The organism is Actinomadura sp. 9N407 (assembly GCF_044326315.1).
Classification (GTDB): domain Bacteria; phylum Actinomycetota; class Actinomycetes; order Streptosporangiales; family Streptosporangiaceae; genus Spirillospora.
The window spans coordinates 68,568-94,097 of record NZ_JBIRAW010000038.1; the positions used below are offsets into that span (position 1 = coordinate 68,568).

Annotated in this window: 22 protein-coding genes and 2 pseudogenes; 6 read left to right on the forward strand and 18 right to left on the reverse strand. The window is 72.8% G+C overall.

Going from position 1 to position 25,530, the window contains the following annotated elements:
* The first annotated feature begins 28 nt into the window (after nt 1-28).
* Nucleotides 29-1,357 carry a tyrosine-type recombinase/integrase gene (locus ACH34Q_RS39945; protein WP_395988393.1) on the forward strand — a complete coding sequence of 443 codons (1,329 nt, stop codon included), beginning with the start codon at nt 29-31 and terminating at the stop codon, nt 1,355-1,357.
* Here the strand turns inward: ACH34Q_RS39945 and ACH34Q_RS39950 are convergent.
* The 7 genes from ACH34Q_RS39950 to ACH34Q_RS39980 form a co-directional block, all read right to left on the reverse strand.
* A complete protein-coding gene (locus ACH34Q_RS39950) occupies nt 1,354-3,324 on the reverse strand; it encodes a CheR family methyltransferase (RefSeq protein WP_395988394.1) in 1,971 nt (656 codons plus the stop codon). The genes ACH34Q_RS39945 and ACH34Q_RS39950 overlap by 4 nt on opposite strands.
* A gap of 55 nt (nt 3,325-3,379) precedes the next feature.
* A complete protein-coding gene (locus tag ACH34Q_RS39955) occupies nt 3,380-4,426 on the reverse strand; it encodes a chemotaxis protein CheB (protein ID WP_395988395.1) in 1,047 nt (348 codons plus the stop codon).
* The gene (locus tag ACH34Q_RS39960) at nt 4,423-4,782 is read right to left on the reverse strand and encodes a hypothetical protein (protein WP_395988396.1); all 360 of its coding nucleotides are present in this window, start codon (nt 4,780-4,782) and stop codon (nt 4,423-4,425) included. The genes ACH34Q_RS39955 and ACH34Q_RS39960 overlap by 4 nt, the downstream gene beginning before the upstream one ends.
* Nucleotides 4,783-4,853: 71 nt before the next feature.
* Nucleotides 4,854-5,459 carry a hypothetical protein gene (locus ACH34Q_RS39965; protein ID WP_395988397.1) on the reverse strand — a complete coding sequence of 202 codons (606 nt, stop codon included), beginning with the start codon at nt 5,457-5,459 and terminating at the stop codon, nt 4,854-4,856.
* 146 nt (nt 5,460-5,605) lie between these two features.
* Nucleotides 5,606-7,627 carry a threonine--tRNA ligase gene (gene thrS / locus ACH34Q_RS39970; RefSeq protein ID WP_395988398.1) on the reverse strand — a complete coding sequence of 674 codons (2,022 nt, stop codon included), beginning with the start codon at nt 7,625-7,627 and terminating at the stop codon, nt 5,606-5,608.
* 332 nt (nt 7,628-7,959) lie between these two features.
* A complete protein-coding gene (locus tag ACH34Q_RS39975; protein ID WP_395988399.1) occupies nt 7,960-9,438 on the reverse strand; it encodes a sugar porter family MFS transporter in 1,479 nt (492 codons plus the stop codon).
* A 41-nt stretch (nt 9,439-9,479) separates the two neighbouring features.
* On the reverse strand, nt 9,480-10,112 hold the full coding sequence (locus tag ACH34Q_RS39980; RefSeq protein WP_395988400.1) for a class I SAM-dependent methyltransferase: 633 nt from the start codon (nt 10,110-10,112) through the stop codon (nt 9,480-9,482).
* A 113-nt stretch (nt 10,113-10,225) separates the two neighbouring features.
* Between ACH34Q_RS39980 and ACH34Q_RS39985 the strand changes: the two genes are divergently transcribed.
* Both ACH34Q_RS39985 and ACH34Q_RS39990 read left to right on the forward strand, forming a co-directional pair.
* Nucleotides 10,226-11,515 carry a sensor histidine kinase gene (locus tag ACH34Q_RS39985; protein ID WP_395988401.1) on the forward strand — a complete coding sequence of 430 codons (1,290 nt, stop codon included), beginning with the start codon at nt 10,226-10,228 and terminating at the stop codon, nt 11,513-11,515.
* Nucleotides 11,516-11,615: 100 nt separating this feature from the next.
* Nucleotides 11,616-12,251 (forward strand): annotated as a pseudogene (locus ACH34Q_RS39990) (LuxR C-terminal-related transcriptional regulator); the annotation flags it as partial.
* An 18-nt stretch (nt 12,252-12,269) separates the two neighbouring features.
* Here ACH34Q_RS39990 and ACH34Q_RS39995 read toward each other — a convergent pair.
* Nucleotides 12,270-13,199 (reverse strand): annotated as a pseudogene (locus ACH34Q_RS39995) (zinc-binding alcohol dehydrogenase family protein); the annotation flags it as partial.
* 106 nt (nt 13,200-13,305) lie between these two features.
* On the reverse strand, nt 13,306-14,067 hold the full coding sequence (locus ACH34Q_RS40000) for an SDR family oxidoreductase (RefSeq protein ID WP_395988402.1): 762 nt from the start codon (nt 14,065-14,067) through the stop codon (nt 13,306-13,308).
* A gap of 45 nt (nt 14,068-14,112) precedes the next feature.
* Here ACH34Q_RS40000 and ACH34Q_RS40005 point away from each other — a divergent pair, with 45 nt between their 5' ends.
* The 3 genes from ACH34Q_RS40005 to ACH34Q_RS40015 all read left to right on the forward strand — a co-directional run bounded on the left by ACH34Q_RS40005 (nt 14,113) and on the right by ACH34Q_RS40015 (nt 16,718).
* Nucleotides 14,113-15,378 (forward strand): acyl-CoA dehydrogenase family protein, encoded by a 1,266-nt coding sequence (locus tag ACH34Q_RS40005; RefSeq protein WP_395988403.1) that lies wholly within the window; start codon nt 14,113-14,115, stop codon nt 15,376-15,378.
* Nucleotides 15,379-15,422: 44 nt separating this feature from the next.
* Nucleotides 15,423-16,070, forward strand: a complete 648-nt coding sequence (locus tag ACH34Q_RS40010) for a TetR/AcrR family transcriptional regulator (RefSeq protein ID WP_395988404.1) — start codon at nt 15,423-15,425, stop codon at nt 16,068-16,070.
* A 150-nt stretch (nt 16,071-16,220) separates the two neighbouring features.
* Nucleotides 16,221-16,718: a luciferase family protein gene (locus tag ACH34Q_RS40015; RefSeq protein ID WP_395988405.1), complete on the forward strand. Its 498-nt coding sequence runs from the start codon at nt 16,221-16,223 to the stop codon at nt 16,716-16,718.
* Nucleotides 16,719-16,734: 16 nt separating this feature from the next.
* Here ACH34Q_RS40015 and ACH34Q_RS40020 read toward each other — a convergent pair whose 3' ends face one another.
* The 9 genes from ACH34Q_RS40020 to ACH34Q_RS40060 form a co-directional block, all read right to left on the reverse strand.
* On the reverse strand, nt 16,735-18,039 hold the full coding sequence (locus tag ACH34Q_RS40020; protein WP_395988406.1) for a PucR family transcriptional regulator: 1,305 nt from the start codon (nt 18,037-18,039) through the stop codon (nt 16,735-16,737).
* A gap of 116 nt (nt 18,040-18,155) precedes the next feature.
* Entirely contained in the window at nt 18,156-19,418 is a 1,263-nt protein-coding gene (gene kynU, locus ACH34Q_RS40025; protein ID WP_395988407.1) for a kynureninase, read from the reverse strand.
* Nucleotides 19,415-20,494, reverse strand: a complete 1,080-nt coding sequence (locus ACH34Q_RS40030; protein WP_395988408.1) for an amidohydrolase family protein — start codon at nt 20,492-20,494, stop codon at nt 19,415-19,417. The genes kynU and ACH34Q_RS40030 overlap by 4 nt, the downstream gene beginning before the upstream one ends.
* Entirely contained in the window at nt 20,491-21,066 is a 576-nt protein-coding gene (locus ACH34Q_RS40035; RefSeq protein WP_395988409.1) for a 3-hydroxyanthranilate 3,4-dioxygenase, read from the reverse strand. The genes ACH34Q_RS40030 and ACH34Q_RS40035 overlap by 4 nt, the downstream gene beginning before the upstream one ends.
* The gene (locus tag ACH34Q_RS40040) at nt 21,063-21,542 is read right to left on the reverse strand and encodes a RidA family protein (RefSeq protein ID WP_395988410.1); all 480 of its coding nucleotides are present in this window, start codon (nt 21,540-21,542) and stop codon (nt 21,063-21,065) included. Before ACH34Q_RS40040 ends, ACH34Q_RS40035 begins: the two co-directional genes overlap by 4 nt.
* Nucleotides 21,539-22,279: a 2-keto-4-pentenoate hydratase gene (locus ACH34Q_RS40045; RefSeq protein WP_395988411.1), complete on the reverse strand. Its 741-nt coding sequence runs from the start codon at nt 22,277-22,279 to the stop codon at nt 21,539-21,541. Before ACH34Q_RS40045 ends, ACH34Q_RS40040 begins: the two co-directional genes overlap by 4 nt.
* Before the next feature lie 94 nt (nt 22,280-22,373).
* Nucleotides 22,374-23,159, reverse strand: coding sequence for a 2-keto-4-pentenoate hydratase (locus tag ACH34Q_RS40050; RefSeq protein WP_395988412.1), 786 nt, complete (start codon nt 23,157-23,159; stop codon nt 22,374-22,376).
* 55 nt (nt 23,160-23,214) lie between these two features.
* Nucleotides 23,215-24,663 carry a 2-hydroxymuconic semialdehyde dehydrogenase gene (locus ACH34Q_RS40055; RefSeq protein ID WP_395988413.1) on the reverse strand — a complete coding sequence of 483 codons (1,449 nt, stop codon included), beginning with the start codon at nt 24,661-24,663 and terminating at the stop codon, nt 23,215-23,217.
* Between the two features lie 222 nt (nt 24,664-24,885).
* Nucleotides 24,886-25,386, reverse strand: coding sequence for a hypothetical protein (locus ACH34Q_RS40060; RefSeq protein ID WP_395988414.1), 501 nt, complete (start codon nt 25,384-25,386; stop codon nt 24,886-24,888).
* Between the last annotated feature and the right edge of the window lie 144 nt (nt 25,387-25,530).

Here is a 25,530-nt window from a genome sequence, read left to right on the forward strand (position 1 = left end):
GCCCGGCCCCCCGGCTCAGGAGGTCGTCATGGCGCAGACCGCTGGCGATGGTGACAGCTGCGGCATGGACGGATCCGGATGCGGCCGGCGCGGGCGCCCGGCCACGCTTGCGGACCCCCAACTGCAGGAGCTGTGGGCGTACCGGGCCGCGTTGCGCCACTCCTCGCTGTCACCTGGAAGCCGCCAGGTCTACCTCTCCCGGCTCCGCGGCTACCTGGCATGGCTGGCCGCCAACGCGCCGGCCGGCCCGCCCGGCGGCGGCACGGCGCTCACCGACCCCGCCCTCCGCGACCACGCGGTCGCCGGCTTCTGCGCACACCTGCGCGAGATGCACGGCTGCAAGCCGGGCACGATCAACAACTACCTGGCGGCGATCGACCACTTCTACACCTTCCACCGCGATCTGGGGCCGGCCCGGGCCGTACGGGAACGACTGCCCGACCGGTCGCCGGCCGTCCTGGACGCCCGGTCGCGCGGGCGGTTCCACGAGGCGGCCCGGCGGCTGCACTCCGACCGGGACGCGGCGATCTGCCTCCTGCTGGTGCACTCGGGGATGAGCGTCACCGAGCTCGCCGCGCTCGACCTGGACGACATCGTCCGCGGCTCGCGGCGCTGGCACCTGGTCCTGCGCGACGGCCCGGGGCAGGTCCGGCGCCTGGTCACCCTCCCGTACGGCGAGGTCCACGACACGCTGCGGCGCTGGCTGCGGACCCGGCCCGCGCTGCTCAGCGCCGACCCCGCCGAGCCGGCCCTGTTCGTCGGCCGGCGCGGCCGCCGGCTGGCCGAGCGCACGCTGCGCAGCATCGTCACGACCACGGCCGCCGACGCCGGCCTGCCGATCACCCCGAGGCAGCTGCACGTTCCGGCGTCCTCCCTCCCGCCCGGCCCGCCCGGACCGGCCGGGCCGCCGGAGGCCACCGCGCCCGGCCGCCGCGCCGATCCGCCGCCGCCCGCCGCGGGCGGCGATCCGCGGGCGACCCGCCAGGCCGTCGAGCGCCAGCGGTCGCTGGCCTCAGAGGCGACCTCCCGGCTCGTGCGCAACCTGCTGCGCAGCGCCGATCTGCAGGAGCAGGCGGCCGACACCTTCACCCGCCTCGCCGAGGTCCGTCCCGGCAACGCGATGCACTACCGCGACAAGGCCGACGTGCTGCGCAGGGCAGCGGGCGAGTCCCGGCGCCTCGCCACCCGCTATGCCGACCGCCTGACACCCGCCCGGCGACCGGACGCATCAGCTCAGGCGGTGACTCCCCCCTCACCGCTTGAAGCGCCGGCGGGACGACTGGGAGTGTGCGGGTCCGCCCCCGGTTCCACGCTCCGAGAGTCCCCCGGACCGCTGGACGGCCTGGGAAGGCTCTAAGGGCGTCCCGCCGGCATCCCCGCCACGGTGCCGCCGCCCGCCGATCCGGCATGGTCGACGATCAGGATCACGCCATGGCCGGCGCCGTCGTCGCTGAGCGGCAGGGTCTCGATCCGCAGCCGCACCGGACGGCCGCGCCGGTTGATCGCGTCCAGCGTCATGCCGCCGCGCCCGGTGCGGCCCGACTCCAGCGACCGTCGCACCAGCGGGGCGACCTCCTGTACCGGCAGGCCGATGTCCAGTCCCAGCAGGTGCTGGCCGCGGGCCTCATCGGCGCGCACTCCCCACAGCTCCTCGGCCCCCTGGGTCCAGACCGTCACCCGCAGATCGCCGTCGACCACGATCACCGCCATGCCGAGGCTGCGCAGCACCGAGCCCAGGAAGGCATTGGCCGCGTCCACCTCGCCGGTGCGCATCCGCAGCGCATCGTTGATCTCCTGGAGCTCGTCGTTGGTGGACTGCAGCTCCTCGTTGGTGGTCTCCAGTTCCTCGTTGGTCGACTGGAGCTCCTCGTTCGTCGTCTCCAGTTCCTCGTTGGTGGACTGCAGCTCCTCGTTGGTGGTCTCCAGTTCCTCGTTCAACGACTGCAGCTCCTGGTACGCGCGTTCGAGCTCCTCGTTCGCGTGCTCGAGTTCCTCGTGCAGCCGGCTGTAGCGGCTGACGTCGGTGAAGCTGATCCCCACGCCGAGCAGGCCCTGCCCGTTGTCGAACAGCGGCCCGACCACGACGTCCAGGACGCACCTGTCGGCGGACGGGGAGCGCTGCCACTCGACGTGCTTGAGCTCGACCGGCCGCAGCTCCTGCTTGACCCGCTCGATGATCGACCGCAGCTCCACCGGGCGGAAGGAGACCTCCAGGTCCTGGAACGGCCGGCCGACGTCCTTGGGGTGCAGGTGGAACAGGGCCTCCGCCTGGGTGTTGGCCACGACCAGATCGCCCGCGGTGTCCAGCGCCAGCTGGGCGACCGGGCCCGCCGCCAGCACAGCGGCCCGGATCCTGGCCGTCCGCACGGCGTGCTCGCCGACGGCGTCGCCCACCGCGATCCGGGGAGCCCTGGGCCGTCCGGGCAGCTTGTGGAACAGCCGCTTGCGCAGGTCGACCGGCTCGAACCAGTCGCCGTGGCTGAGCAGCATCTCGGCCTTGCCCAGGAAGATGTAGCCCGAGTCGTTCAGCGCGAAGTGCATCCGGCGCAGGATGCCGGCCTGGGTCTCGGCGTTGAAGTACATCAGGGTGTTGCGGACCACCAGCAGGTCCACCCGCGAGATCGGGGCGTCCCTGGTCAGGTCGTTGCGGCCGAAGATGACCTGGCGGCGCAGATCGCGCCGGAAGACGTAGTTGGACTGCACCCGTTCGAAGTACTTGGCGCGCAGCTCGGCCGGGACGTCGCGCATCCGGCGTTCCGGGTACGCGCCGGTACGGGCGGTCTGCAGCGCGGACTCGTCCAGATCGGTGGCGTAGATCTTGACCCGTTCCCGGAAGGCGTCCGCCCCGAGCGCCTCGGCCAGCACCATCGCCAGCGTGTAGGCCTCCTCGCCGGTCGAGCAGCCCGCACTCCACACCCGGATCGGGCGCGCCTGACCGCCCGATGCCGCGCCGCCCGAGGCTGTACCGGCCGCTTCCGTGCCGCCCGATGCCGTGCCGCCCGTCTCGGTGGCCGGTGCCGTGCCGGCCAGTTCCGGTACGACCCGTTCGGCCAGCGCCTTCCACGCCGGGGCGTCCCGGAAGAACCCGGTGACGTTGATGAGCAGGTTGTCGAAGAGGGCCGCGTACTCCTCGGGCTGCACCTCCAGGAAGTCGCGGTACTCGCCGAACGTCGCCAGGCCCACCGCGATCATGCGGCGGCCGATCCGCCGCGTCAGGGTCGATCGCTTGTACCCGCTGAAGTCGAAGCCGCGGTTCTCCTTCAGCATGGCCAGGAGTTCCTCGAGCTCGCGGGGATCCTCGCCGTCACCCGAGATAGCCGCCACGGCACGAGCCTAGTCCCGGCCCGCCCGTTCCCGGCCGCATCGGCGCAGGGCGGGATCAGCCCGGTTCGGAACCGGCGTCGGCGGGTTCGCGCGCGCCCTCGTCGCCCACCTCGGCGATCAGCCGCCGGATCGTCGCCAGCGCCCGCTCGGACTCCGCGCCGGCCTCGGCGAACCTCATCGCGGAGATGTGGTGGCCGCGCCCGGCCGCCTCCTCCGCCAGCCGCCGGTTGAGCCGCTCGCGCTCCATCAACTGCCGCGCGGCCTGCTCCAGTGCCCACTCCACCTGGTGCGCCTGGCCGCCGAGCATCGTACGGCCGGTCCAGGCGTGTCCGATGACGCACTCGTAGCGGGCGGGCTCGTGTCGACCCCGCCGGCCTCGGTAGATGGGGCCGCCGCACTCGGGGCAGGACAGCCCTTCGGGGTCGGTGCGTCCCGGCAGGAAGATCCCCCTGTCCTCGGGCATGAGCCAGGAGACGCGGCGTTCCAGCTCGGGATCGGGCGGCGGCCCTGCGAACTCTTCGCCGGCGGGCTCGCGGGCCTCGCGGGCCACCCGTTCCGCCAGTCCGGCCAGGGTGAGCACGGCCGCGTCCGGGACGGCCTGCAGCGCGGCCTGGGGCATCCCGGCGAAGTCCGCCTCGCCGGGATCCTGCACCAGGACGACACCGCCGTGCCGCCGTACGGCCGCGGCACCCGCCGCGCCGTCGTCGAGCGCGCCGGTGAGGACCACGGCCGTGACCCGGCGCCCGGCCGCCAGCGCCGCGCTGAACAGCAGCGAGTCCGCCGCGGGCCGGTGCCCGTTCTGCCGGGGGCCGGTGGACAGCCGCGCCCTGTCGCCGGCCAGGAGCAGATGGCGGTTGGGCGGGGCCACCAGAACCCGTCCCCGGGCGAGGCCCTGGCCGTCCTCGGCGTACGCGACGGGCAGCGGCGAGGCGCGCTGCAGGACCCGCGGCAGCGCGCCGCCGCCGTACGGCGCGACGTGCAGCACGACCAGGACCGTCGCGGGCAGCCCGGGGGGCAGCCGTCCCAGCAACTCGCGGAGCGCGCCGATCCCGCCGGCGGAGGCCACGACGGCGACCACGTCGCGGCCGTCGGTGGAAGTCACGTCCGGTGTCCCTCCCGCGCCCGCTCGGCCTGCTCGTGGTCGGCCCTGGCCCCCTCCCGGTGGCGTTCGGCGTGCCGCCGGCAGTACTCGGCGTCGCCCAGGCCGCTGGCGGCGAGGTACTCGAAGAGGCCGGCCACCCGCTCGTGCGCCGCCGCGGCGGACAGATGGGCGCGAATGCTGTCCTCGTGCGCCTGGACGGCGCGCAGCCGGGCCTCGGCCGCCCGTTCGGCCGCCAGCAGCGCGGCCCCGGAACCGGGGTCACGCGGCGGGCCGCCGGCGAGATCGAGACGCCGGCGGCGCAGTTCCTCCAGCCGTCCGGCCACCTCGGCGGCGCGCCGCGCCGTCCGACGTGCCACTTCGTGGGTATCGGTCACCCTCTCGTTATCCCTCAGAACCCGGCGGGAAACCATCCGGGTCAGGGAACGGGTCAGGCGCCGATCCGGGCATAGCAGGTCTGCATCGACGCCCCGACCGAGACCGTCGTGACCTTCACCCGCTCGACCAGTTCGGCCGGAACGCCCGGGAACGTGAGGGTGTGCGGGCGCCCGGCCTTGGCGCTGCCCTGCTTGGACAGCGGGGCCCGCCCGTTCAGCGACACCTCGGCCCGGACGAAGCCGCTGGCCGAGACCTGGATGACGACCTGCAGGGTGGTGCCTTCCGCGCGGTAGAACGCGGTGCCGTTCGGGCACCAGGTGACCGTGCCGCCGCCGCCCTGGCCGGGCATCGGCGGGCCGCCGCCCTGCCCACCGCCCTGCCCCTGGGCCGGGGCGCTGGGGCTCTGCCGGGGATCGGGGCCGGCGGAGCCCGGGGCACCGGACGCGGCGGGATCGCCGGGCCCGGCGACGGCGGGGCCGCCGGTCTGCGGGCCGGTGGTCGTCCGCCCGCCGGCCGTGGCCGCCCCGTTCCCCTGCCGGTCGAGGACCGGGTAGAGCAGCACCGCCACGGCCGCCGCCACCAGCAGCACCGCGCCGCCGTACCCGGCGATCCGGCCCCAGGGCGAACCCTGCCGCCCGGTCCGGCTCCTCGTCTTCATCTCCCTGCCGATCTTCCTGCCGATCTTTCCGCCGCTCTACCGCTCTCCCGGCCGGTCTCCCTGAGGACCGCTCCCCGCTCGCCGAACGGTGACCGCCGACGTTACCAAGGCCGGCATTACCGGACGGTAACGACGAGCGAACCGGCTCAGACCTGGATCCGGGACTCGACCGCCCGCACGACCTCGTCCACCGCGTCGGCGATCGGGACGCCGTTGCGCTGCTCCCCGTCGCGGTACCGGAACGACACCGCGTCCTTGGCGACGTCCTCGTCCCCGGCCAGCAGCATGTACGGGACCTTCTGCTTCTGCGCGTTGCGGATCTTCTTCTGCATCCGGTCGGCGGAGGAGTCGATCTCCACCCGGATCCCCTTGGCACGCAGCTCGGCCGCGACCCGCTCCAGGTGCGCGACGTGCGCGTCGCCGATCGGGATGCCGACCACCTGCACCGGCGCCAGCCACGGCGGCATCGCGCCGGCGTAGTGCTCCAGCAGCACGCCGAAGAACCGCTCGATCGACCCGAACAGCGCCCGGTGGATCATGACGGGCTGCTGCCGTGAGCCGTCGGCGGCCTGGTACTCCAGGTCGAACCGCTTGGGCTGGTTGAAGTCGACCTGGATGGTCGACAGCTGCCAGGTGCGGCCGATCGCGTCCTTGGCCTGGACCGAGATCTTCGGGCCGTAGAACGCCGCGCCGCCCGGGTCGGCCACCAGGTCGAGCCCCGAGTCGTCGGCGGCCTCCCTGAGGGCCGCGGTCGCCTCGTCCCAGTCCTCCTGGACGCCGATGAACTTGTCGGAGTCGTCGCGGGTGGACAGCTCCAGGTAGAACTCGTTCAGCCCGTAGTCGCGCAGCAGCCCGAGCACGAAGCCGAGCAGGTTCTTGATCTCGCCGACCATCTGCTCGCGGGTGCAGTAGATGTGCGCGTCGTCCTGGGTCATGCCGCGCACCCGGGTCAGCCCGTGCACCACGCCCGACTTCTCGAACCGGTAGACGGTGCCGAACTCGAACAGCCGCAGCGGCAGCTCCCGGTACGACCGCCCGCGCGCCCTGAAGATCAGGTTGTGCATCGGGCAGTTCATCGGCTTGAGGTAGTAGTCGCCCCCGTCCACCTCCATGGGCGGGAACATGTCGTCCTTGTACCAGCCGAGGTGCCCGGAGACCTCGTACAGGGTGCCCTTGGTGATGTGCGGGGTGTTGACGAACTCGTAGCCCGCCTCCTCGTGCCGCCGGCGCGAGTACTCCTCCATCACGTTGCGGACGACGCCGCCCTTGGGGTGGAAGACCGCCAGGCCGCTGCCGATCTCCTTGGGGAAGGAGAACAGGTCCAGCTCGGCGCCGAGCCTGCGGTGGTCGCGCTTCTCGGCCTCCTCCAGGAGCTTCAGGTACTCGTCCTGCCGGTCGCGGGACTCCCATGCGGTGCCGTAGATTCGCTGGAGCTGCGGGTTCTTCTCGCTGCCGCGCCAGTAGGCGCCGCCCGCGCGCATCAGCTTGAACGCCGGGATGATCCGGGTGGTGGGCAGGTGCGGCCCCCGGCACAGGTCCTTCCAGCGCAGGTCACCGGACTTGGCGTCCAGGTTGTCGTAGATGGTCAGCTCGCCGCCGCCCACCTCGACATCGGCGCCGTCCGCCGCGTCGGCCACATCGCCGGCGCCGCCCTTGAGGCCGATCAGCTCCAGCTTGTACGGCTCGCCGGCCAGCTCCGCGCGGGCCTCGCCGTCGGAGACGGCCCGGCGGGAGAACCGCTGCCCCTGCTTGACGATCTCGCGCATCCGCTTCTCGATGCGCTTGAGGTCCTCGGGGGTGAACGGGGTCTCGACGTCGAAGTCGTAGTAGAAGCCGTTCTCCACCGGCGGGCCGATCCCCAGCTTGGCCTCGGGGAACAGCTCCTGGACGGCCTGCGCCATCACATGCGCGGCCGAGTGGCGCATGATGGCGCGCCCGTCGTCGGAGCCGAGCTCGACCGGCTCCACGACCTCGCCGTCACGGAGCTCGTAGGCCAGGTCGCGCAGCTCGCCGCCGACCCGGGCGGCGATCACGGTCGCGCCGCCGGCGGGCCCCTTCTGGGGGGAGGCCTCCCCGGCCCCCTCCAGCACCTGCCCGGCGGTCGAGCCGGCGGCCACCACCCGCTCGCTTCCGTCGAGGGTGATGCGCAGCTCAGACACGGTGGACACGGGTACTCCTCGCGATGATGAAGTGGATGGCACGGGGGCGGCGCCCGGGACGTTCTCTCCGTCCGCGGCCGCTCCCGCTGCGATCCCTGATGCTATCGACTCCGGCCGGTCACCGGACGCGTCGTGTTCCATGATCGTTCTCCTGCTCCTGTGCTGTCTGGGGAGCGCCCGGAACGACCCGCGAAAGCGAAGAGGCCCCGGGATCGCTCCCGGGGCCTCGCCGCTCGCTATGTCAGGACGTGCGGCCGTCGCGCCGGGGGCTTCCCGGCGTCGTCGTCTCGTACGCATGAGATGCGTGAACGTACGCGTGGACGGCTGCCATGTGAACCATCCTAACCGACGCCTCGGCGCCGGACGGGGGATTTCAACTGGTCCATGTCCTCCAGCTCGCGCCCCTTGGTCTCCGGTACGGCGCGCAGCACGAAGAAGAAGGCCAGCACGGCGAAGGTCGTGTAGACCCCGTACGCCAGCCACAGCGAGATGCCGGACAGGCCGGGGAACGTGGTGGTGATCAGCCAGTTGGCCAGCCACTGCGCGGCGGCGGCCACGGCCAGCGCCGACGCGCGGATCACGTTGCTGAACATCTCGCCGAGCATCACCCAGACCACCGGGCCCCAGGTGGCCGCGAACGCGAACACGTAGAGGTTGGCGGCGACCAGGGCGACCGGTCCCGCCACGTCGCCGAGCGCGGGCTCGCCGTCCACCACCCGAGAGGTGGTGAAGCAGAGCGTCAGGATCCCGAGCGTGACCGTCATCCCGGCCGCCCCGGCCAGCAGCAGCGGGCGCCGGCCGATCTTGTCCACCAGCGCGATGGCCAGCAGCGTGGCGACCACGTTGACCAGCGAGTTGATCACCGAGGTCAGCATCGCGTCCTGCTCGCTGAAGCCGACCGCCCGCCACAGCGAGGTCGAGTAGTAGAAGATCACGTTGATCCCGACGAACTGCTGGAAGACCGACAGCAGGATGCCCACCCACACGATCGGCAGCAGCCCGAACCGGTCGCCGCGCAGGTCGCGCAGGTGCACCGGCCGGTCGCGGGCCAGCGAGCGGACGATCTCACTGATCTTGGTGTCCACATCGCCCCGGCCCATCACCCTGGCCAGCACCTCGCGGGCGCGCGACAGCTCGCGCTTCTTGACCAGGTAGCGCGGCGACTCGGGAATGGTGGCGGCGATCACCCCGTAGAACACCGCCGGTACGACCGCGCTGGCGAACATCCAGCGCCAGGCGGTGCCGCCCCAGGGGAACTCGCCGGACGCTCCCCCGTCGGACACCCGGGCGATGACGTAGTCGGCCACCAGAGCCGCGAAGATCCCCAGCACGATCGCCATCTGCTGCAGCGAGCCGAGCCGGCCGCGCAGCTCGGCGGGGGCGATCTCGGCGATGTAGGCGGGGGCGATCACCGAGGCGGCCCCGATCGCCAGCCCGCCGGCCACCCGCCAGAGGGTGAGGTCCCAGGCGTTGAACGCCAGCGCGGCGCCCACCGAGCTGATCACGAACACGACGGAGACGATCTGCATCATCCGGACCCGGCCGTACCGGTCGGCCATCGGGCCCGCGAACCAGGCGCCCGCCGCACAGCCGAGCAGCGCCGACGACACCACCAGACCGACCGCCACGGAGCCGAGGCCGAACTCCGACTCGATCGCGCCGACCGCCCCGTTGATCACCGAGGAGTCGTAGCCGAACAGGAAGCCGCCCAGGGCCGCCGCGCCGGCCAGCAGCACGGCGGTCGCCGCCGGGTGCGGCCCGTGCTCCGGCGGTGGTCCGCCCGGCGGCCTCGTCTCTGCGGGCACCCCATCATCAGCCATGGGGCAGCTCTTCCCGGAGACAAAGACGTTATGCGGCCGCCTCAGTCGCGCACGGCGACGCCGATCAGGTGGGGCGAGGCGGGGTTCAGCCGGGAGTCGGGAAAGGCGAACCGCCGTTCGCTCCGTACGGTGAAGCCCGAGCGCGCGATCCACTCGCCGGTGGGGCGGGACACATGGCAGCCTGCCGCCAGGTAGGGCCAGAACACGTCGGTGTACTTCTGGAACCGGACCGCCCCGGGCGTCACGGCGCGGACGTGCTCGTAGTAGCGCAGCTCGCCACCCGGCCGCAGGACCCGGCGCAGCTCGGACAGGGCCCGTACCGGGTCGCCCACCGAGCACAGCACCAGCGAGGCCACGGCCACATCGAACGAGGCGTCGTCGAGATCGAGGTCCTCGGCGACACCCGCCCGTACCGCCACCGGGACCGCGGTCGCGGCGGCCGCCGCGACCGCGCGGGCGCGCAGCCCGGGCTCCGGCTCGATCGCGACCACCTCCGTCACCTCGGCCGGGTAGTGCGCGAAGTTGGCGCCGTGGCCCGCGCCGAGTTCCAGCACCCGGCCGCGGGCGCCGGCCAGCAGCTCGTCGCGGTGGGCGGCGCCCCCGGCCCGCGCGGCGGCGGCGTCCAGCCGGGGATAGATCCGGGCGAAGATGGGATGAACGTGATCAGCGGTCATCCTCGCAGTGTCGCACTCCCTCCCGCTGGGGCCTGCTACCCAGGGGCCGGTCGCCATCTGGCTCCCCCGGGGTACGCCAACTCGCCGGTCCGCGCCATAGGCTCCGAAGTGCGATGAGCGAACCTTCCCGTCCCCAGTGGCATGACCGGCCGTACCGGCCGGACCCCGAGCGGCACGACCACGCGCGGCTCCTGCAGGGCATCCGCGCGGCGCTGCTGCCCGGCCCGCACGACCCGCACACCACGATGCTGCCCTCGCGGATGTGGCTGCGGACGCCGATCCTGCTGCTCCTGCTGGCCATGACCATCGGGTTCACCGCAGGCTCCATCGCCATCCCGATCGAGGTCGACCACCGCTCGCCCGGCATCAGCGCACTGCTCGGAGTCCTGCAGGCCGCGCCACTGCTGCTGGCCGTGACCCGCCCGCTGGCCGCCTGGCGGCTGTCGGCCGCCGGGTTCTTCATCGGAGTGCTGATGGTCCGCGGGGTGGGCTTCTGGCCGTGGCCGGTCACCGCGTTCCTGGCCCATCTGGCGATCCTGTTCTTCGTCTCCCTCGCCTGCGACCGGGAGACCCTGGTAGGTGTGGGCGCGGTCAGCATCGGCGGCCTGCTCGGTCCCGCCGTGCTGTTCGGCATGCCGGGCTGGTTCGCCGCGATCCTGGCCGGAGTCGTCCTGGTGGTGCTGGCGTTCGGCGACGCGGTCGGCGGCCGCCGTACCGCCGAGGCGATCGTGCGGGAGCAGGAGCAGCTGCGCCGCCAGGACCTGGCAAGGCAGGCGGTCCTGGAGGAGCGCGCCCGGATCGCCCGCGAGCTGCACGACGTCGTCGCCCACCACATGTCGGTGATCGCGATGCAGGCCGAGGCCGCCCCGTACAAGATCCCGGATCTGCCCGACGCCGCCCGGCAGACCTTCGGCGTGGTCCGCGACGCCGCCCGCGAGGCGCTGACCGAGACCCGCCGGGTGGTGGGGCTGCTGCGCTCCGACGACGAGACCGTCGAGCGGGCGCCCCAGCCGGGACTGGAGCGGCTGGACGACCTGGTCGCCGCCGCCCGCCGCTCCGGCCTCGCCGTGGGCGTCACCGTGGTCGGGGTCCCCCGGCCGCTGGCCGTCGGGGTCGACCTGTCGGCGTTCCGGATCGTCCAGGAGTCGCTGAGCAACGCCGCCCGCTACGCGCCCGGCTCACGGGTCCAGATCGAGGTCCGGTACGGGCAGTCCTCGCTGCGGGTCACCGTCGTCGACGACGGCCCGCGCAGTACCCCCGAGGAGTCGCAGGGCGGCGGGCACGGGCTGGTCGGCATGCACGAGCGGGTGGCGATGCTGGACGGCACCCTCACCGCGGGCGGCCGGCCGGAGGGCGGCTGGTCGGTCGTGGCGGACGTCCCGTACGGCGGCGAGACCGAGTAGCCCGAGCAGGCGGCCCGAGCAGGCGGGACCCGACCAGGGGAACACCCCCGCTACTGTTCATCCCGTGACGATTCGGGTGCTGATCGCCGACGACCAGGTGATGATCCGCGACGGGCTGGCCGCGCTGCTGTCCTCCGATCCGCGGATCGAGGTGATCGGCCAGGCCGGCAACGGCCTGGAGGCGGTGGAGATGGCCAGGGAACTGGATCCCGACGTCATCGTGATGGACATCAGGATGCCGGAGATGGACGGCCTGGCCGCGACCGCCGAGCTGGTCGGCGCCCCGCCCGCCGACGGCGTCGACCCGGCCGGGGTCCGGCCCAAGGTGCTGGTGCTGACGACCTTCGACCTCGACGAGTACGTCTACGAGGCGCTCGGCGCGGGGGCCAGCGGCTTCCTGCTCAAGGACGCCTCGGCCGCCGACCTGGTCAACGGGGTACGGGTGGTCGCCGCCGGCGACGCCCTGCTGGCCCCGTCGATCACCCGCCGGCTGATCGGCGACTTCGCCCGCCGCCGCCACCACCAGCGGCCCAGCCCCGGCGCGACCTCCTCGCTGACCCCGCGCGAGCTGGACGTGCTGCGCCTCATCGCGCGGGGCCTGTCGAACGCCGAGATCGCCGCCGAGCTCGTGCTGGCCGAGCAGACGGTCAAGACCCATGTCGGGCACGTGCTGACCAAGCTCGCCCTCCGCGACCGCACCCAGGCCGTGGTCTACGCGTACGAGAACGGACTCGTAGGCGGCGCTCCGGTCGGTGCCGGTCGAGCGGCGGGCGCGCAGGTCCTCGTGGGCCTGGCGGGCCTCGGCCAGGCCGTACTCGCCGCCGGAGACGACGCGGAGCCGGCCGTCGCCGGCCAGCGCGAACAGCTCGCCCAGCGCGGTGCCCATCACGTCGCCGGGCAACTGGAACACGTGCGCCAGCCACATTCCGGCGATGGTGGTCGAGTGGGCCATGAGGTTGCCCGGCTGTACGGGCGAGGGCGCCTGCCGGGAGGCCATCCCGTAGAAGCCCAGCCGGCCGAACGGCGCGAGCGCCTTGAGGCTCTGGTCGGTGACGGTACCGCCGGTCATCTCCAGCACCACGTCCACGCGCCGGCCCTCGTTGGCCTCGATCAGCGCGGCCTTCATGTCGGGCTCGTTGGCGTCCACGGCGACATCGGCGCCCAGCTCCAGGGCCAGTTCGCGCTTCTCCTTGGACGAGGCGGTCGCGATGACGCGGCCCGCGCCCCACTGCTTGGCCAGCTGGACGGCCAGCGTGCCGACACCGCCGGCGGCGGCGTGCACGACGACCGACTCCCCCGGCGCCATGTGGACGCTGCGGCGCAGCAGCAGCCAGGCCGAGGCGCCCTGGACGATCATGCCGAGGGCGGTGACGTCGTCGACGCCGTCCGGGACGTCCCAGGCCATCGCCTCGGGGGCCAGGGCCTTCTCGGCGTAGCCGCCGGTGCCCAGCAGCGCGACCACCCGGCGGCCGTCGGGCGTACGGCCGACCGCCTCACCGCCGGGGACCAGCGGGAGCGTGGACTTGGACAGGTAGCTGTCCTCGGCCTGGTGGGTGTCGGCGTAGTTGATCCCGGCCCGGGACACGTCGATGAGCAGCTGCCCGGCCCCGGCGACCGGGTCGGGCAGCTCGGTGACGGTCAGCACCTCGGGACCGCCGAACTCGGTGATCTGGATCGCGCGCATGCTCTCTCCTCCTTGCTTCGACACCTGTCTTCGGCACCTGTCTTCGGCACCTGCTTCGAGACCGTGCTTCGGGACGGGCCTTGCCCGCGCCCGCGGGCTTCGAGGGTCAGCGGGGTCCGGGGACGCCGCGGAAGCCGAACGGGCCGGGCTCGCGGCCCGGGACGACGAACCAGGCCTCGCCCGCGTCGTCGCCGTCCAGGATGGCCGTGACGGCCTCGACCACGCGGTCCACCTCCAGGATCGGGAAGCCCTGCTCCTCCAGCGTCCCCTTCATCCCGCCCAGGATGTCGGTGTCGGCGAACGAGGGGCACAGGGCGTTGACCCTGATCCCTTCGGCCGCGTGGGTCGGGCCGAGGGCCCGGACGAGCGCGACCACGGCGGCCTTGTTGGCGCCGTAGATCGGGTCGAACGGGGTGGCGGTCAGGCCCGCCATGCTCGCGGTGGCGATGATGTCGCCGCCGCCGCGGGCGCGCAGGGCCGGCAGGGCGGCGTGCACCCCGTACACGACGCCGTCGAGGTTGATCGCCATCGCGCGCCGGTAGACCTCGGGGTCGAAGTCGCCGTCCAGGCCGCAGCCGCTGGAGATGCCCGCGTTCAGGAAGGCCACGTCCAGCCCGCCGAACGCGTCCACCGCCGCGGCGACGGCGGCCGTGCTGTCGCCGGGCTCGCGCACGTCGCAGCGGACGAACCGGCCGCCCAACTCCTCCGCGAGGGCGCCGCCGCGTTCCGTGTCGATGTCGGCGAGCACCACCTTGGCGCCCTGCCCGGCGAGCCGGCGTGCCACGGCCGCCCCGATGCCGTTGGACCCGCCGGTGATCAGTGCGGTCTTGCCCCGACCGTCCCACCCCGCGCCGTCGAAAGCCACCATGTGTGCGCCCTCCAAAGTAACTGACTCGTCAGTTACTATAACGGAATGGACTTCGGTTTGAGCGAGCGGGCCCAGGACTATCTCGGCCGCCTCCAGGACTTCATGGACTCCCACGTCTACCCCGCCGAGCCGGTGTACGCGGCGCAGCGGCGCGAGCTGCGCGCCGCCGGCGAGGAGCACACGGTGCCCCCGGTGGTGGAGGACCTCAAGGTCGAGGCGCGCAAGCGCGGCCTGTGGAACCTCTTCCTGCCGAGTCATTCAGGGGGGACGACCCCCCTGTACCCCCCGGTGAGTGCCGAGGAGGAGCCCGCGCACGGCCTGTCGGTCACCGACTACGCGTCGCTGGCCGAGATCACGGGCCGTTCCCCCAACCTGGCCCCCGAGGCGATCAACTGCGCGGCGCCCGACACCGGCAACATGGAGGTCCTGCACCTGTTCGGCACGCCCGAGCAGAAGGAGCGCTGGCTCACCCCGCTGCTGAACGGCGAGATCCGCAGCGCGTTCGGGATGACCGAGCCGGACGTGGCCAGCTCCGACGCCAGGAACATCGCCACCCGGATCGAGCGCGACGGCGACCACTACGTCATCAACGGGCGCAAGTGGTGGATCAGCGGCTCGGCCGATCCACGCTGCAAGGTCATGATCCTGATGGGCAAGACCGACCCCGACGCGCACCCGTACCAGCAGCAGTCCATGGTGCTGGTACCGCTGGACACCCCCGGTGTGGAGATCGTCCGGCCGCTGCCCGTGTTCGGCTACTCCGACCAGCACGGCCACTGCGAGATCCAGCTGACCGACGTGCGCGTTCCGGTGGGCAACCTCGTCGGCGAGGAGGGCGGCGGCTTCGCCATCGCCCAGGCCCGGCTGGGCCCCGGCCGCATCCACCACTGCATGCGCGCCATCGGCATGGCCGAGCGCGCGCTGGAGCTGATGTGCGAGCGCGCCGTCTCCCGCGTCGCGTTCGGCAAGGAACTGGCCCGCCAGGGCGTCGTGCAGCAGCAGATCGCCGAGTCCCGGATGGCCATCGAGCAGGCGCGGCTGCTCACGCTCAAGACCGCCTGGCTGATCGACCAGCACGGCCCCAAGGGCGCCCGGACCGAGGTCGCCGCCATCAAGGTGATCGCGCCCCGGGTGGCGCTGGAGGTCGTGGACCGCGCCATCCAGATCCACGGCGGCGCCGGCGTCAGCGACGACACCCCGCTGGCCGCGATGTGGGCGGGCCTGCGCACGCTTCGTCTCGCGGACGGCCCCGACGAGGTGCACGTGCGGTCGGTGGCCCGTACCGAGTTGGGCAAGTACACCGGCCAATGACGAGCGATACGGGGGGAGCGGGTACGGGGGGAGCAGGGCCGGGCGTGCGGCGGAGGATGCCGCACGCCCGGCGGCGGGAGCAGCTGCTCGGGGTGGCGCTGGCCGAGTTCGGCCGGCGCGGCTACCACCTGACGCAGATGGAGCACGTGGCGGCGGCCGCGCAGGTGTCCAAGGCGCTGCTCTACCAGCACTTCACCTCCAAGGAGGAGCTGTTCGCCGAGGTGAGCGAGACGATCGTGGCCGAGCTCACCGGGCGGCTCAACGCCTCGGTGCGGGGACGGCAGGACTCGATCGAGGGCATCCGCGCGATGGTGCGGGTGCTGTTCGACTACGCCACCGAGGACCCGGACGCGTGGGCGCTGGTGATCCGGCATCTGGACAAGCCCGACGTCGGCCTCGGGCTGCGCGAGCTGCGCGAACGGCTCGGCACCGCGTTCGCCGACCTGCTGCTGCGGCGCCGCCGCGCCGATCCCGCGCTGTCGCCGGCCGCGCTGGCCGCCAACGAGCGGCGGGCCAGGCTGCTGGTCCCGCTCATGTACGGGTCGATGCTGTCGATGGTGTCGTGGTGGCTGGAGCATCCCGACACCGCGCGGGAACGGGCCGAGCAGATGGCGGTCGAGTTCGTCTGGCTCGGGCTCGACCGGCTGCGGTCCGGCGAGCGGCTCCCGTCGCCGCCGCCCGGCCATACCTGACCGAGAGCGCCCGACCGATAGCGCGCCCGGCATACGGTCGCGCGTGACGACCGCGCCCTGTGCTCACGGTCATGCCTGCACTTGGGGCACACGTAACGATTTCGACTCGGCAGGTTCCGCGTACCGCCATCTGGACGCGACTATGGAGACGTGGCAGCCGACGGGAGTGGCGCGACTTCCCATGATGTCCGCATCGCGGAACGGCTCGCTGCCTGGCCGGGGGTGACCAGGGAGCGGGCGGACTGCGGTACCGGGGTGGCCCTCGCGGCCGGCGGTGTCCAGATCATGCATCTGCACGGCGGCGGGGCGGCCGAGTTGCGGCTGACCCGTTCCGTCATCGACCGGCTCGGGCCCGCCCTCGCCGACTCCGGCCGGGTGGCGATCCGGCCCGGGCGCGAGTGGATCGTGGTCGGGCTCGACGCCGACTCCGATCGGTCCCTGGTCATCTCGCTGGCCAGCGTGGCGATCAAGGCCTGCGTTCCGGACCCGGCCTCGGGCGGGGCCGCGCCTCGTACCTGGGCGCCCTGCAGCGCCGCCGCCGGGGGCATCCCGCCCGAGCGGCTCGCCGCCCTCGTCACCGCGGGCGGCGGATCGCCGATGCCGCTGAGCCAGTTCCCCTTGCTGCACCGCGCAGGGCGCGACACCTGACCGCGGACCGGCCGGATCAGCGGGCGTCCCGCAGGCGCAGCGCCAGGTAGAGGTCGGTACGGTCGCGCATCGACGTCAGGTCGCGCCCGGTGAGCTCCTCGATCCGCTGGACGCGGTAGCGCAGGGTGTTGACGTGGACGTACAGCGACTCGGCCGATCGCTGCCACGAGCCGCACGTTTCCAGGAACGTCTCGAGCGTGCCGACCATCTCCGAACCGTGCCGGGCGTCGTACTCCTGCAGCGGGCCGAGGAGCCGTTCGCGGTACGCGTCGCGCACGCTCCCGGGCAGGACGGCCAGCAGCAGCCCATGGGAGCCGAGTTCCGCGGCCGGCACGACGGTCACCGGACCGGCGCCGGCCCGTGCCGACAGCAGGCACCGCCTGGCCTCGCCGATGGCGCCGGCCAGCCCGTCCGCGCCGGGTACGGTCTCGCTCACCCCGACGGCCAGCGCGCGGCCGTCCAGGACGAGCCCGTACCTCGTGTGCGCGCCGCGCAGTGCCTCCTCGACGGCCTCCGCGTGGATCCGCCCGTTCACCAGGGCGATCACGTCCCCGTCCCGCTCGGACAGCAGCACCCTGCGGGCTCGGCCGGACAGCACGCCGCCGATGATCCACGGCCTGGGCAGCCCGGCGTCCAGGCGTGCCGCGACGGCCACGAACGGGAGCGCGGGATCGGCCCCCAGCTTCCTGAGCCGCGCCGCGACCTCTTTCGCAGCCACCGTCTCGTTCTCCGGCACCGTCTCGTTCTCCGGCACCGTCTCGTCCGGCGTAAGCAGGTCAAGGAGGTCCTGTACGCGCCGCCGCTCGGCCTGCCGCCGCCGTTCCACCCGGTCCAGCTCGCCGCCGATGATCCGCAGCGCCGTGCGCAGCGCGTCCCGCGACCCCGCCGAGCCCTTGCGGGCACAGACCAGATGGCCGCGGACGTCTCCGTCCTCGCCGCGGATCGTGTGGACCGATGCCCGTACGCCGTCACCGAGCGGCACCGTCGAGGCGTCGCGGGGACGGCCCGACACGTGCTGCCAGACGCGCCGTATCTCGTCCGGGTGCGGGCCCTCGCCGGCCGACGCCCAGACGGTGGCCAGCGGTGACAGTACCCAGCAGCCGAGCCCGAGTTCCTCACGCAGCACCCGGACGACACCGCGCGCCCCGTCGGCGCGGTGCGCGGCGGACGCCAGCCGGCGGTCCAGCTCGGTCTCCGTGCGGGCCCGGTGGTCTTGCTGGTCCCTGCGGTCTTGCTGGTTCCTGCGGTCTTGCTGGTTCCTGCGGTCTTGCTGGTCGCCGTGCGCTGAGTCCGTTCGAGCGGACGGCGTGTGCGGCTCCATGTCCTTCACCTCGGAAGCCGATTCGGCGTTCCGCGCGGGCACACGGTGCCGGATTCGGGCGTACGGCGGCTTGGGCGTGCTCTTGTTCACCCGAGCATGACTCACCCGAGCATGACTTACCCGAGCATGGCCGCGAGGGCCACGGAGGCGCGGTGGCAATCGTGGAACGTAGAGTACAGCGGCACCGGGGCGAGCCGGACGATATCGGGCTCACGGGCATCGGCGAGCACGCCCGCCGAGACCGCGAGGCGCTCGGTCAGCGCGGCCGCGTCGGGGACGCGGATCGACAGCTGGCAGCCGCGCGCGGCCGGTTCGGGCGGCGTGACGACCTCCAGCCCGGAGATGGGCGCCAGGCGACCGGCCAGGTAGCCGGTCAGGCGCTCGCTCCTGGTCCGCAGCGCGTCCATCCCCACCCGGTCGAAGATCTCCAGCGAGGCCAGCACCGGGGCCAGCGCCAGGATGGGCGGGTTGGACAGCTGCCAGGCGTCGGCCGAGGCGGGCGGATCGATCCGCGGGTCCATCCGGAACCGCGTCGCCGGGTCGGTCCCCCACCAGCCCGACAGCTTGGGCAGCGCCGCGTCGCGAACGTGCCGTTCGTGGACGAAGCAGCCCGCGACGGCGCCCGGGCCGCTGTTGAGGTACTTGTACGTGCACCAGGCGGCGAAGTCCACGTCCCAGTCGTGCAGGCGCAGCGGTACGTTCCCGGCCGCGTGGGCGAGGTCCCAGCCGACGACCGCTCCGGCGGCGCGTCCGGCCTTGGTGATGGACTCCATGTCCATCAGCTGGCCGGTCAGGTAGTTGACCCCGCCCAGCAGCAGCAGGGCGACATGCCGTCCCTCGCGTTCGAGGTACTCGACGACGTCCTCGGTACGCAGGTTCTCCTCGCCTGGGCGCGGTTTCAGCCGGACGACGGTCCGTTCCGGGTCGAGGCCGTGGTGGACGGCCTGGCTCCGGACGGCGTACGAGTCGGACGGGAAGGCCGCGTCCTCGATGACGATCCAGGTGCGCTCCCCGGCGGGCCGGTAGAACGTGGCCATCATCAGATGCAGGTTGACCGTCAGCGAGTTCATCGCCACGACCTCGTGCGGCAAAGCCCCGACCAGGCGCGCGGCGGGCGCGCGCGCAGCCTCGTGATAGTCCACCCAAGGACGGCGCGCCTGCGTGTGCCCCTCGACGGCGAGCCGCGCCCAGTCCTCCAGCTCCTCGTTCAGGTAGCGCGCGACGCTCCTGGGCTGGAGCCCGAGCGAGTTGCCCGCGAAATAGGCGGCCTCCTCGTACGGGCCACCCGGCGCGGGCGGAACATGGAACTCCTCGCGCAGCACCGGCACCGGATCCACGGCATCCAGCCGCCGCGCCTCTTGCTCGTCCTGGGTGCTCACCGCTGCGCTCCCTCCCCTTCCTGCAGAGAGACCGCCTCCAGAGTGAGTTCCTGCAGTGAGGCGTCCTGGAGAGATCCTTCCTGGAGCGAGAAGAAGCGGCGCGCGTTGCCGCCGAGGATCGCCGCGCGCTCGCCGTCGGTCAGCGCGTCGCAGGCCCGTACGGTCGAGCCCGGCTCGAGCTCGCCCAGCGGGAACGGGAAGTCGGTGCCGAGCATTACCCGCTCCGGTCCCATCACCTCGGTCAGCAGCCGCAGCGCGCGCGGGTCGAAGACGGCCGAGTCGACGAAGAACCGGTCGGTGTACGCCGACGGCGGGCGCGGCGAGTCCGCGCGGACGATGTCGCGGTTGTGCCAGGCGTTGTCGGCCCGTCCCAGCAGGTAGGCGAAGCTGCCTCCGCCGTGGCAGAAGCACAGCCGCAGCGATTCCGGAAGCCGCTCGAACGCGCCGGAGAGCATCATCGACAGGACCGACAGCTGGGTCTCGGCCGCCATCCCGACCAGCCACGGCAGCATGTAGCGGCCGTCCATCCGGTCGCCGCCGAGCATGTCCCAGGGGTGCATGAGGACGGGCATGCCCTCGTTCGCGCAGTGCGCGAGGAAGTCCACGATCTCCGCGTCGTCGGGATAGCGCGTACCGACGTGGTTGCCGATGTGCACGCCCTTGTGCCCCGCGGCAGCAGCCTTGGTGACCGCCTGGCGGGCCAGCCCGACGTCCTGCAGCGGGACCTGGCACAGCGGCAGCAGCCGGTCGGGCGCCTGCGCGCAGTAGTCCAGGATCCGCTGGTTGACCAGCTCGCACCACTCGGCGGCGCGGGCGGGCTCGGCCTCGTACCCGAACATCAGGGGGGTCGAGGAGACCGCCTGCACGTCCACGCCGAGCCGGTCCATCGCGGCGACGCGGGCGCCCGGTTCCCACAGCTCCACGCCGACCGGCCGGTACTCCGCGTCGCCGCTCATCATCATGCCGGTGCCGTCGCGGTGCTCGCGCAGCCACGGCTCCCCCGCGTCCGCCAGGACCCGCGCCTCGTCCCTGGACACGCGCGGGAACACGTGCGCGTGAACGTCGATGACCGTCACGTGCGGGTCTCGGTCACCGGGCGCATGTCCTCGGGCCACTGCTTGCCGGGATGGACGGCGCCGCAGTTGCCGCAGGTGCGGTCGCCGTCGTAGAAGCTCTGGAACACCGGCGGCAGATCGTCCACGATCGACCGCACCTGCAGGTCCACGCGGTGCACGAGGTGGTGGCAGTTGACGCAGTACCACTCGAACGCCTCGCGCGTGCCCTCCGGCCGGCCGATCTCCACGACCAGGCCGATGCTGCCCTCCTCGGGGCGCTGCGGCGAGTGCCGCACGTGCGGCGGCAGCAGGAACGTGTCGCCCTCGTTGATCTGGACGTCGACCGGCGGCTTGCCCTCCTCCTCCATGACGCGCAGCACCATGTTGCCCTGGAGCTGGTAGAAGAACTCCTCGGCCGGGTCGTCGTGGAAGTCGGTGCGCTGGTTGGGACCGCCGATCACCATCACGATCAGGCCCGAGTCCTGCCAGACCTGGACGTTGCCGACCGGCGGCTTGAGCAGATGGCGGTGCTCGTCGATCCACCGCTCGAAGTTGAACGGCGCGCCGAACGACATTTTCGGCAGGGTGGTCATCTTCCGGCCTCCTTCTCTTGGACGGGCTCGTGGACGGGCTCCTGGACGGGCGCCGCGGGCAGGTGCGCCACGCACGCGATCTCGATCAGCAGGTGCGGGTGCGGCAGCTGGTGCACGGCCACCGTCGTACGGGTGGGTCCGGTCTCGTCGAAGTACGCGGCGTAGACCTCGTTGTAGCCGCCGAAGTCGTTCATGTTCACCAGGTAGGTGGTGATGCTCACCAGGTCGGACAGGTCTCCCCCGGCCGCCCGCAGCAGGTCGCGGATGTTCTCGATGACCGCCCGGGTCTGCTCGCGGATGTCCAGCGCGGTGACGCCCATCGGGTCGGCGCTCGCGCCCGCGAACGTCCCGTCGGGACGGCGCGAGCTCGTACCGGACACGAAGACCAGGTCACCGGCGCGCTTCAGGTGCGGGAAGCGCCCGCGCGGCTTGGCCTTGCCCTCGACGAGCAGCGCCTCACCCAGGTCGCGGCTCATGTCGTCACTTCCACGGAGCCCAGCCCGGACGCGGTCACCCGTACGTGCGCGCCCTTGGGCAGCGGTACGGCCGCCGTCGCGGCGCCCGCGAGCACGACCCAGCCCGGCTCCAGCGTGATCCCGGCCGCCCCGGCGAGCCGGGCCGCCGCGCGCAGCGAGCGCATCGGGTCGCCGAGGATCGCCGCCGACGAGCCCGCCTGCACGGCCCGGCCGTCGATCTCCATCAGCATCCCGACGTTGGACACGTAGCGCGGGTCGTGCCAGGCCCCGACGCCGTACCCGGCGGCCGAGGCGTTGTCGGCGACGACGTCGGGCAGCGTGAACGAGAAGTCCTCGTACCGCGAGTCGAGCACCTCGAAGCCGACCGCGACGCCGGCCACGGCCGCGTCCACATCGGCGGCCGACCGCACCGGGCGGCCGATCAGGTACGCGATCTCCGGCTCGATCCGGGGATGGATCAGCCCGTCGACGTCCACCGCCGACTCGACCAGCATCGCGTCGGTCAGCAGCCCCCAGATGACGTCGTGCACGCCCATCTGCACCATCTTGGCGCGGCTGGTGAAGCCCATCTTGACGCCGGCGAGCGCCTCGCCCCGCCCCTCGCGCAGCCCGATCGCCGCGCGCTGCACCCGGTACGCGGCCTCCACGTCGAGCGCGGCCTTGTCGGTCAGCCTCGGGATCGCGCGAACGTCCCGTACCGCCGCGTCCAGCGTCTCCGCCAACGCGAACTCGTTCACCGGCTCTCGCTCTCCCCCGCTGTGTCCTTCACTCATGCCGTGTCCCCCGCTCGACTCCGGGGCGCCTTCAGGCACCGCCTTCCCTCCGGCTCTCTCATGAGGCCTCCTTGGCGAAGGCGACGCGGACGTCGCCGAGCCCTTCGATGCGGGCTTCCAGGACGTCGCCCGGGACGGCCGCGACCATCGGGCCGAGCGCGCCGGTCAGCACGGTGTCGCCCGCGCGCAGCGGGTTGCCGACCCGGGCGAGGGTGTCGGCCAGCCAGAGCGCGGCGTTCAGCGGGTGGCCGAGGCAGGCGGCGCCGGTGCCGGTCGACACCTGCTCGCCGCGCCGCTCCAGCACCATCCCGCACAGCCGCAGGTCGACGTCGGCCAGCTTGACCGGCCGGTTGCCCAGCACGTACATCCCGGACGAGGCGTTGTCGGCGACGGTGTCGGCGAGCGTGATGTCCCAGTCGCGGACGCGGCTGCCCGCCACCTCGATCGCGGGCAGCGCGAACGCGGTCGCCCGGATCAGGTCGGCGACCGTGTGCCGCTCGTGCGTCAGGTCGCGTTCCAGGACGAGCGCGACCTCGGCCTCCGCGCGCCCCTGCAGGACCGCCCCGGCGGGGATCTCGGCGCCGTCGGGTACGGCGGTGTCGGCCCACAGCATCCCGAAGTCGGGGCTGTCCACGCCGAGCTGCCGCTGCACGGCCGCCGAGGTCAGGCCGATCTTGCGGCCCACCGGGCGGCGGCCCTCGGCGAGCCAGTGTTTGGTGAGGTGCCGCTGGACGTCGTACGCGTCGTCCGGCCCGATCAGGTCGCGGACGGGCGCGCACGGCTCCCCGGTCGCGTGCGCCCGCAGGAGGCGTTCCGCGGCGGCTTGAATGGCGGTGTCGGTCACGGGCTCGCTCTCTACGGTGCGGTGTCCAAGGTGCGTGCTGAAAAGTGCGTGCTGATCAGATCTGGATGCAGACGTTGACGGGTTCGGAGAAGAAGTCCAGGGAGTATTCCCCGCCCTCGCGCCCGATACCGGAGGCCTTGACGCCGCCGAACGGGGTCCGCAGGTCGCGCAGGTTCCAGCAGTTGACCCACACGATCCCGGTCTCGACGCGCGGCGCCACCCGGTGCGCCCGGGACAGGTCGCGGGTCCACACGGTGGCGGCCAGCCCGTACGGGCTGTCGTTGGCCAGCCGGACCGCCTCCTCCTCGGTGTCGAACGGGGTGACGTGGCAGACCGGCCCGAAGATCTCCTCGCGAACGGTACGGGCGGTCTCCGGCAGCCCGGTGAGCACGGTCGGCTCGACATGGAAGCCGCCGTCCCGCCCATCGCCGAACGCCGGGACACCGCCGCCGGCGACGACCGTGGCGCCCTCCTCGCGGGCGAGCCGGTAGTACGACAGCACCTTGTCGCGGTGCTCGGCCGAGATCATCGGGCCGTAGCCGTCCAGCGCGCGGGCCCGCTCGCCCAGCGCGGCGACGAACTCCTCGAAGATCGGGCGCTGCACGTACACCCGCTCGGTGCACAGGCAGATCTGGCCGGAGTGGGTGAACGAGGAGCGCACCGTCCCCGCGACCGCGGCCTCCAGGTCGGCGTCGGCGAACACCAGCGCCGGGTTCTTGCCGCCCAGCTCGAACGAGACGGGCGTGACATGGTCGGCGGCGTTGCGCATGATGGCCGCGCCGGTGGCCGACTCGCCGGTGAACGCGATCGCGTCGACGCCCGGGTTCCCGGTGAGGAACTCCCCCGCCGCGCCCGCCCCGTGCCCGTGGACCAGGTTGAACGCGCCGGCCGGCAGCCCGGCCTCGTCGATCACCGAGGCCAGCAGGGTGGCGGTGGAGGGGGTCTCCTCCGACGGCTTGGCGACCACGGTGTTGCCGGCCGCCAGCGCCGGGGCGACCTTCCAGGTCAGCAGCAGCAGCGGCAGGTTCCACGGGGAGATGATCGCGACGACCCCGAGCGGGCGCCGGACGGTGTAGTTGAGCGCCTGCCCGCCCGCGCCGGCGCTCCAGCCGGGGATCTGGGTCGTGTACGACCGTTCGGGACGCCCGTACAGCAGATCGGCGTAGGCGCGGAAGTTGCCGATCGCGCGCGGGACGTCGACGGTGGCGGCCAGCTCGCGGGGCTTGCCCGTGTCGCCGGTCTCGGCGTCCACGAACTCCTCGAACCGGGCCTCGATGCCGTCGGCGATCCGGCGCAGCGCCGCCGCCCGTTCGGTGTCGCCGGTCGCGCCCCAGGCACCCTTCAGCGCGGCGCGCGCCGCGCGTACCGCCTCGTCGACCGTCTCCCGGGTGGCCTCCGGGACCTGTCCCCGCTCGGTCCCGTCGGCCGGGTCGAGCAGCGGGAACGTCGTCCCGCCGGGCGCGTCCGGCAGGAAGGACCCGCCAACATAATGGGCCGGCTTCATCAACCCGTCACCGCTCTCGTGCTCGTCGTACTGGCCGTGCTTGCCGTGCTCGTCGTGCTCGTCGTGCTCGTCAATTTCGTCACGCTCGTCGCGCTGGTCATGCTCACTGTCGCTGGTCGGGCGGCCGCATCGTGACCGGCACGGCCGCCATCCACATCATCGCCCCGCGCGCTATACCTGTCCAATACCAACTGCCGCACAAGGCATAGCCATATGGCTATATCAGCGCGGGATCGGCCGGAACCGGAACCGGCCGTCCTCCTTGGCGACCCGCCCCCAGCCGAAATGCGCCGGCATCAGGACGGCCCCGCGTTCGGCGATCCAGCCGAGCGTCTCCCGCCTGGCGCGCGCCGACCCGGCCCGGTCCACGCAGAACCGCGAGCAGGTCAGGGGGTGGGCGAACTGGTGCGGGTGGTGGATCAGATCCCCCGACAGCACGGCGGTCTCCCGGTCCCCCTCCACGATGACGACCGACGAGCCCGGAGTGTGTCCCGGTACGGCCCGGATCTCGATCCGGTCGCAGATCCGGGCTCCGTCCTGGACGGGCTCGATCCGCCGCCGCTCGATGAGAGGCAGGATGCTGTCGGCGTACGAGCCGTACATGAAGCCCGGATCCCGGCCGTACTCCTCCGCCGCCCAGCGCAGCTCCGCGTCCAGCGCCATGTATCTGGCCTGGGGGAACGTCGGCGTCCAAGCCTCGCCGTCCCATGTGGTGTCGATCATGGGTGAAGAACTGCTTGGTCAGCTTCTCGGCCGTGAACGGTCGAGCTTGCGGCTCGGTCGTTCACGCCTCGTTGCGCTCCCCTTCGCCGCTGGCGGCCGCGCTGGGGTCGCATCACCTTTCCCCTGTCCAGGGGTCGGGTCGGG

What these genes read in the sequence shown, in the direction of transcription:
- ACH34Q_RS39945 (WP_395988393.1), top strand. Translation starts at nt 29, where the DNA reads ATGGCGCAGACCGCTGGCGATGGTGACAGCTGCGGCATGGACGGATCC.
- ACH34Q_RS39965 (WP_395988397.1), bottom strand. Translation starts at nt 5,459, where the DNA reads ATGAAGACGAGGAGCCGGACCGGGCGGCAGGGTTCGCCCTGGGGCCGG.
- ACH34Q_RS39975 (WP_395988399.1), bottom strand. Translation starts at nt 9,438, where the DNA reads ATGGCTGATGATGGGGTGCCCGCAGAGACGAGGCCGCCGGGCGGACCA.
- ACH34Q_RS39980 (WP_395988400.1), bottom strand. Translation starts at nt 10,112, where the DNA reads ATGACCGCTGATCACGTTCATCCCATCTTCGCCCGGATCTATCCCCGG.
- ACH34Q_RS39985 (WP_395988401.1), top strand. Translation starts at nt 10,226, where the DNA reads ATGAGCGAACCTTCCCGTCCCCAGTGGCATGACCGGCCGTACCGGCCG.
- ACH34Q_RS40000 (WP_395988402.1), bottom strand. Translation starts at nt 14,067, where the DNA reads ATGGTGGCTTTCGACGGCGCGGGGTGGGACGGTCGGGGCAAGACCGCA.
- ACH34Q_RS40005 (WP_395988403.1), top strand. Translation starts at nt 14,113, where the DNA reads ATGGACTTCGGTTTGAGCGAGCGGGCCCAGGACTATCTCGGCCGCCTC.
- ACH34Q_RS40020 (WP_395988406.1), bottom strand. Translation starts at nt 18,039, where the DNA reads ATGGAGCCGCACACGCCGTCCGCTCGAACGGACTCAGCGCACGGCGAC.
- ACH34Q_RS40035 (WP_395988409.1), bottom strand. Translation starts at nt 21,066, where the DNA reads ATGACCACCCTGCCGAAAATGTCGTTCGGCGCGCCGTTCAACTTCGAG.
- ACH34Q_RS40040 (WP_395988410.1), bottom strand. Translation starts at nt 21,542, where the DNA reads ATGAGCCGCGACCTGGGTGAGGCGCTGCTCGTCGAGGGCAAGGCCAAG.
- ACH34Q_RS40055 (WP_395988413.1), bottom strand. Translation starts at nt 24,663, where the DNA reads ATGAAGCCGGCCCATTATGTTGGCGGGTCCTTCCTGCCGGACGCGCCC.
- ACH34Q_RS40060 (WP_395988414.1), bottom strand. Translation starts at nt 25,386, where the DNA reads ATGATCGACACCACATGGGACGGCGAGGCTTGGACGCCGACGTTCCCC.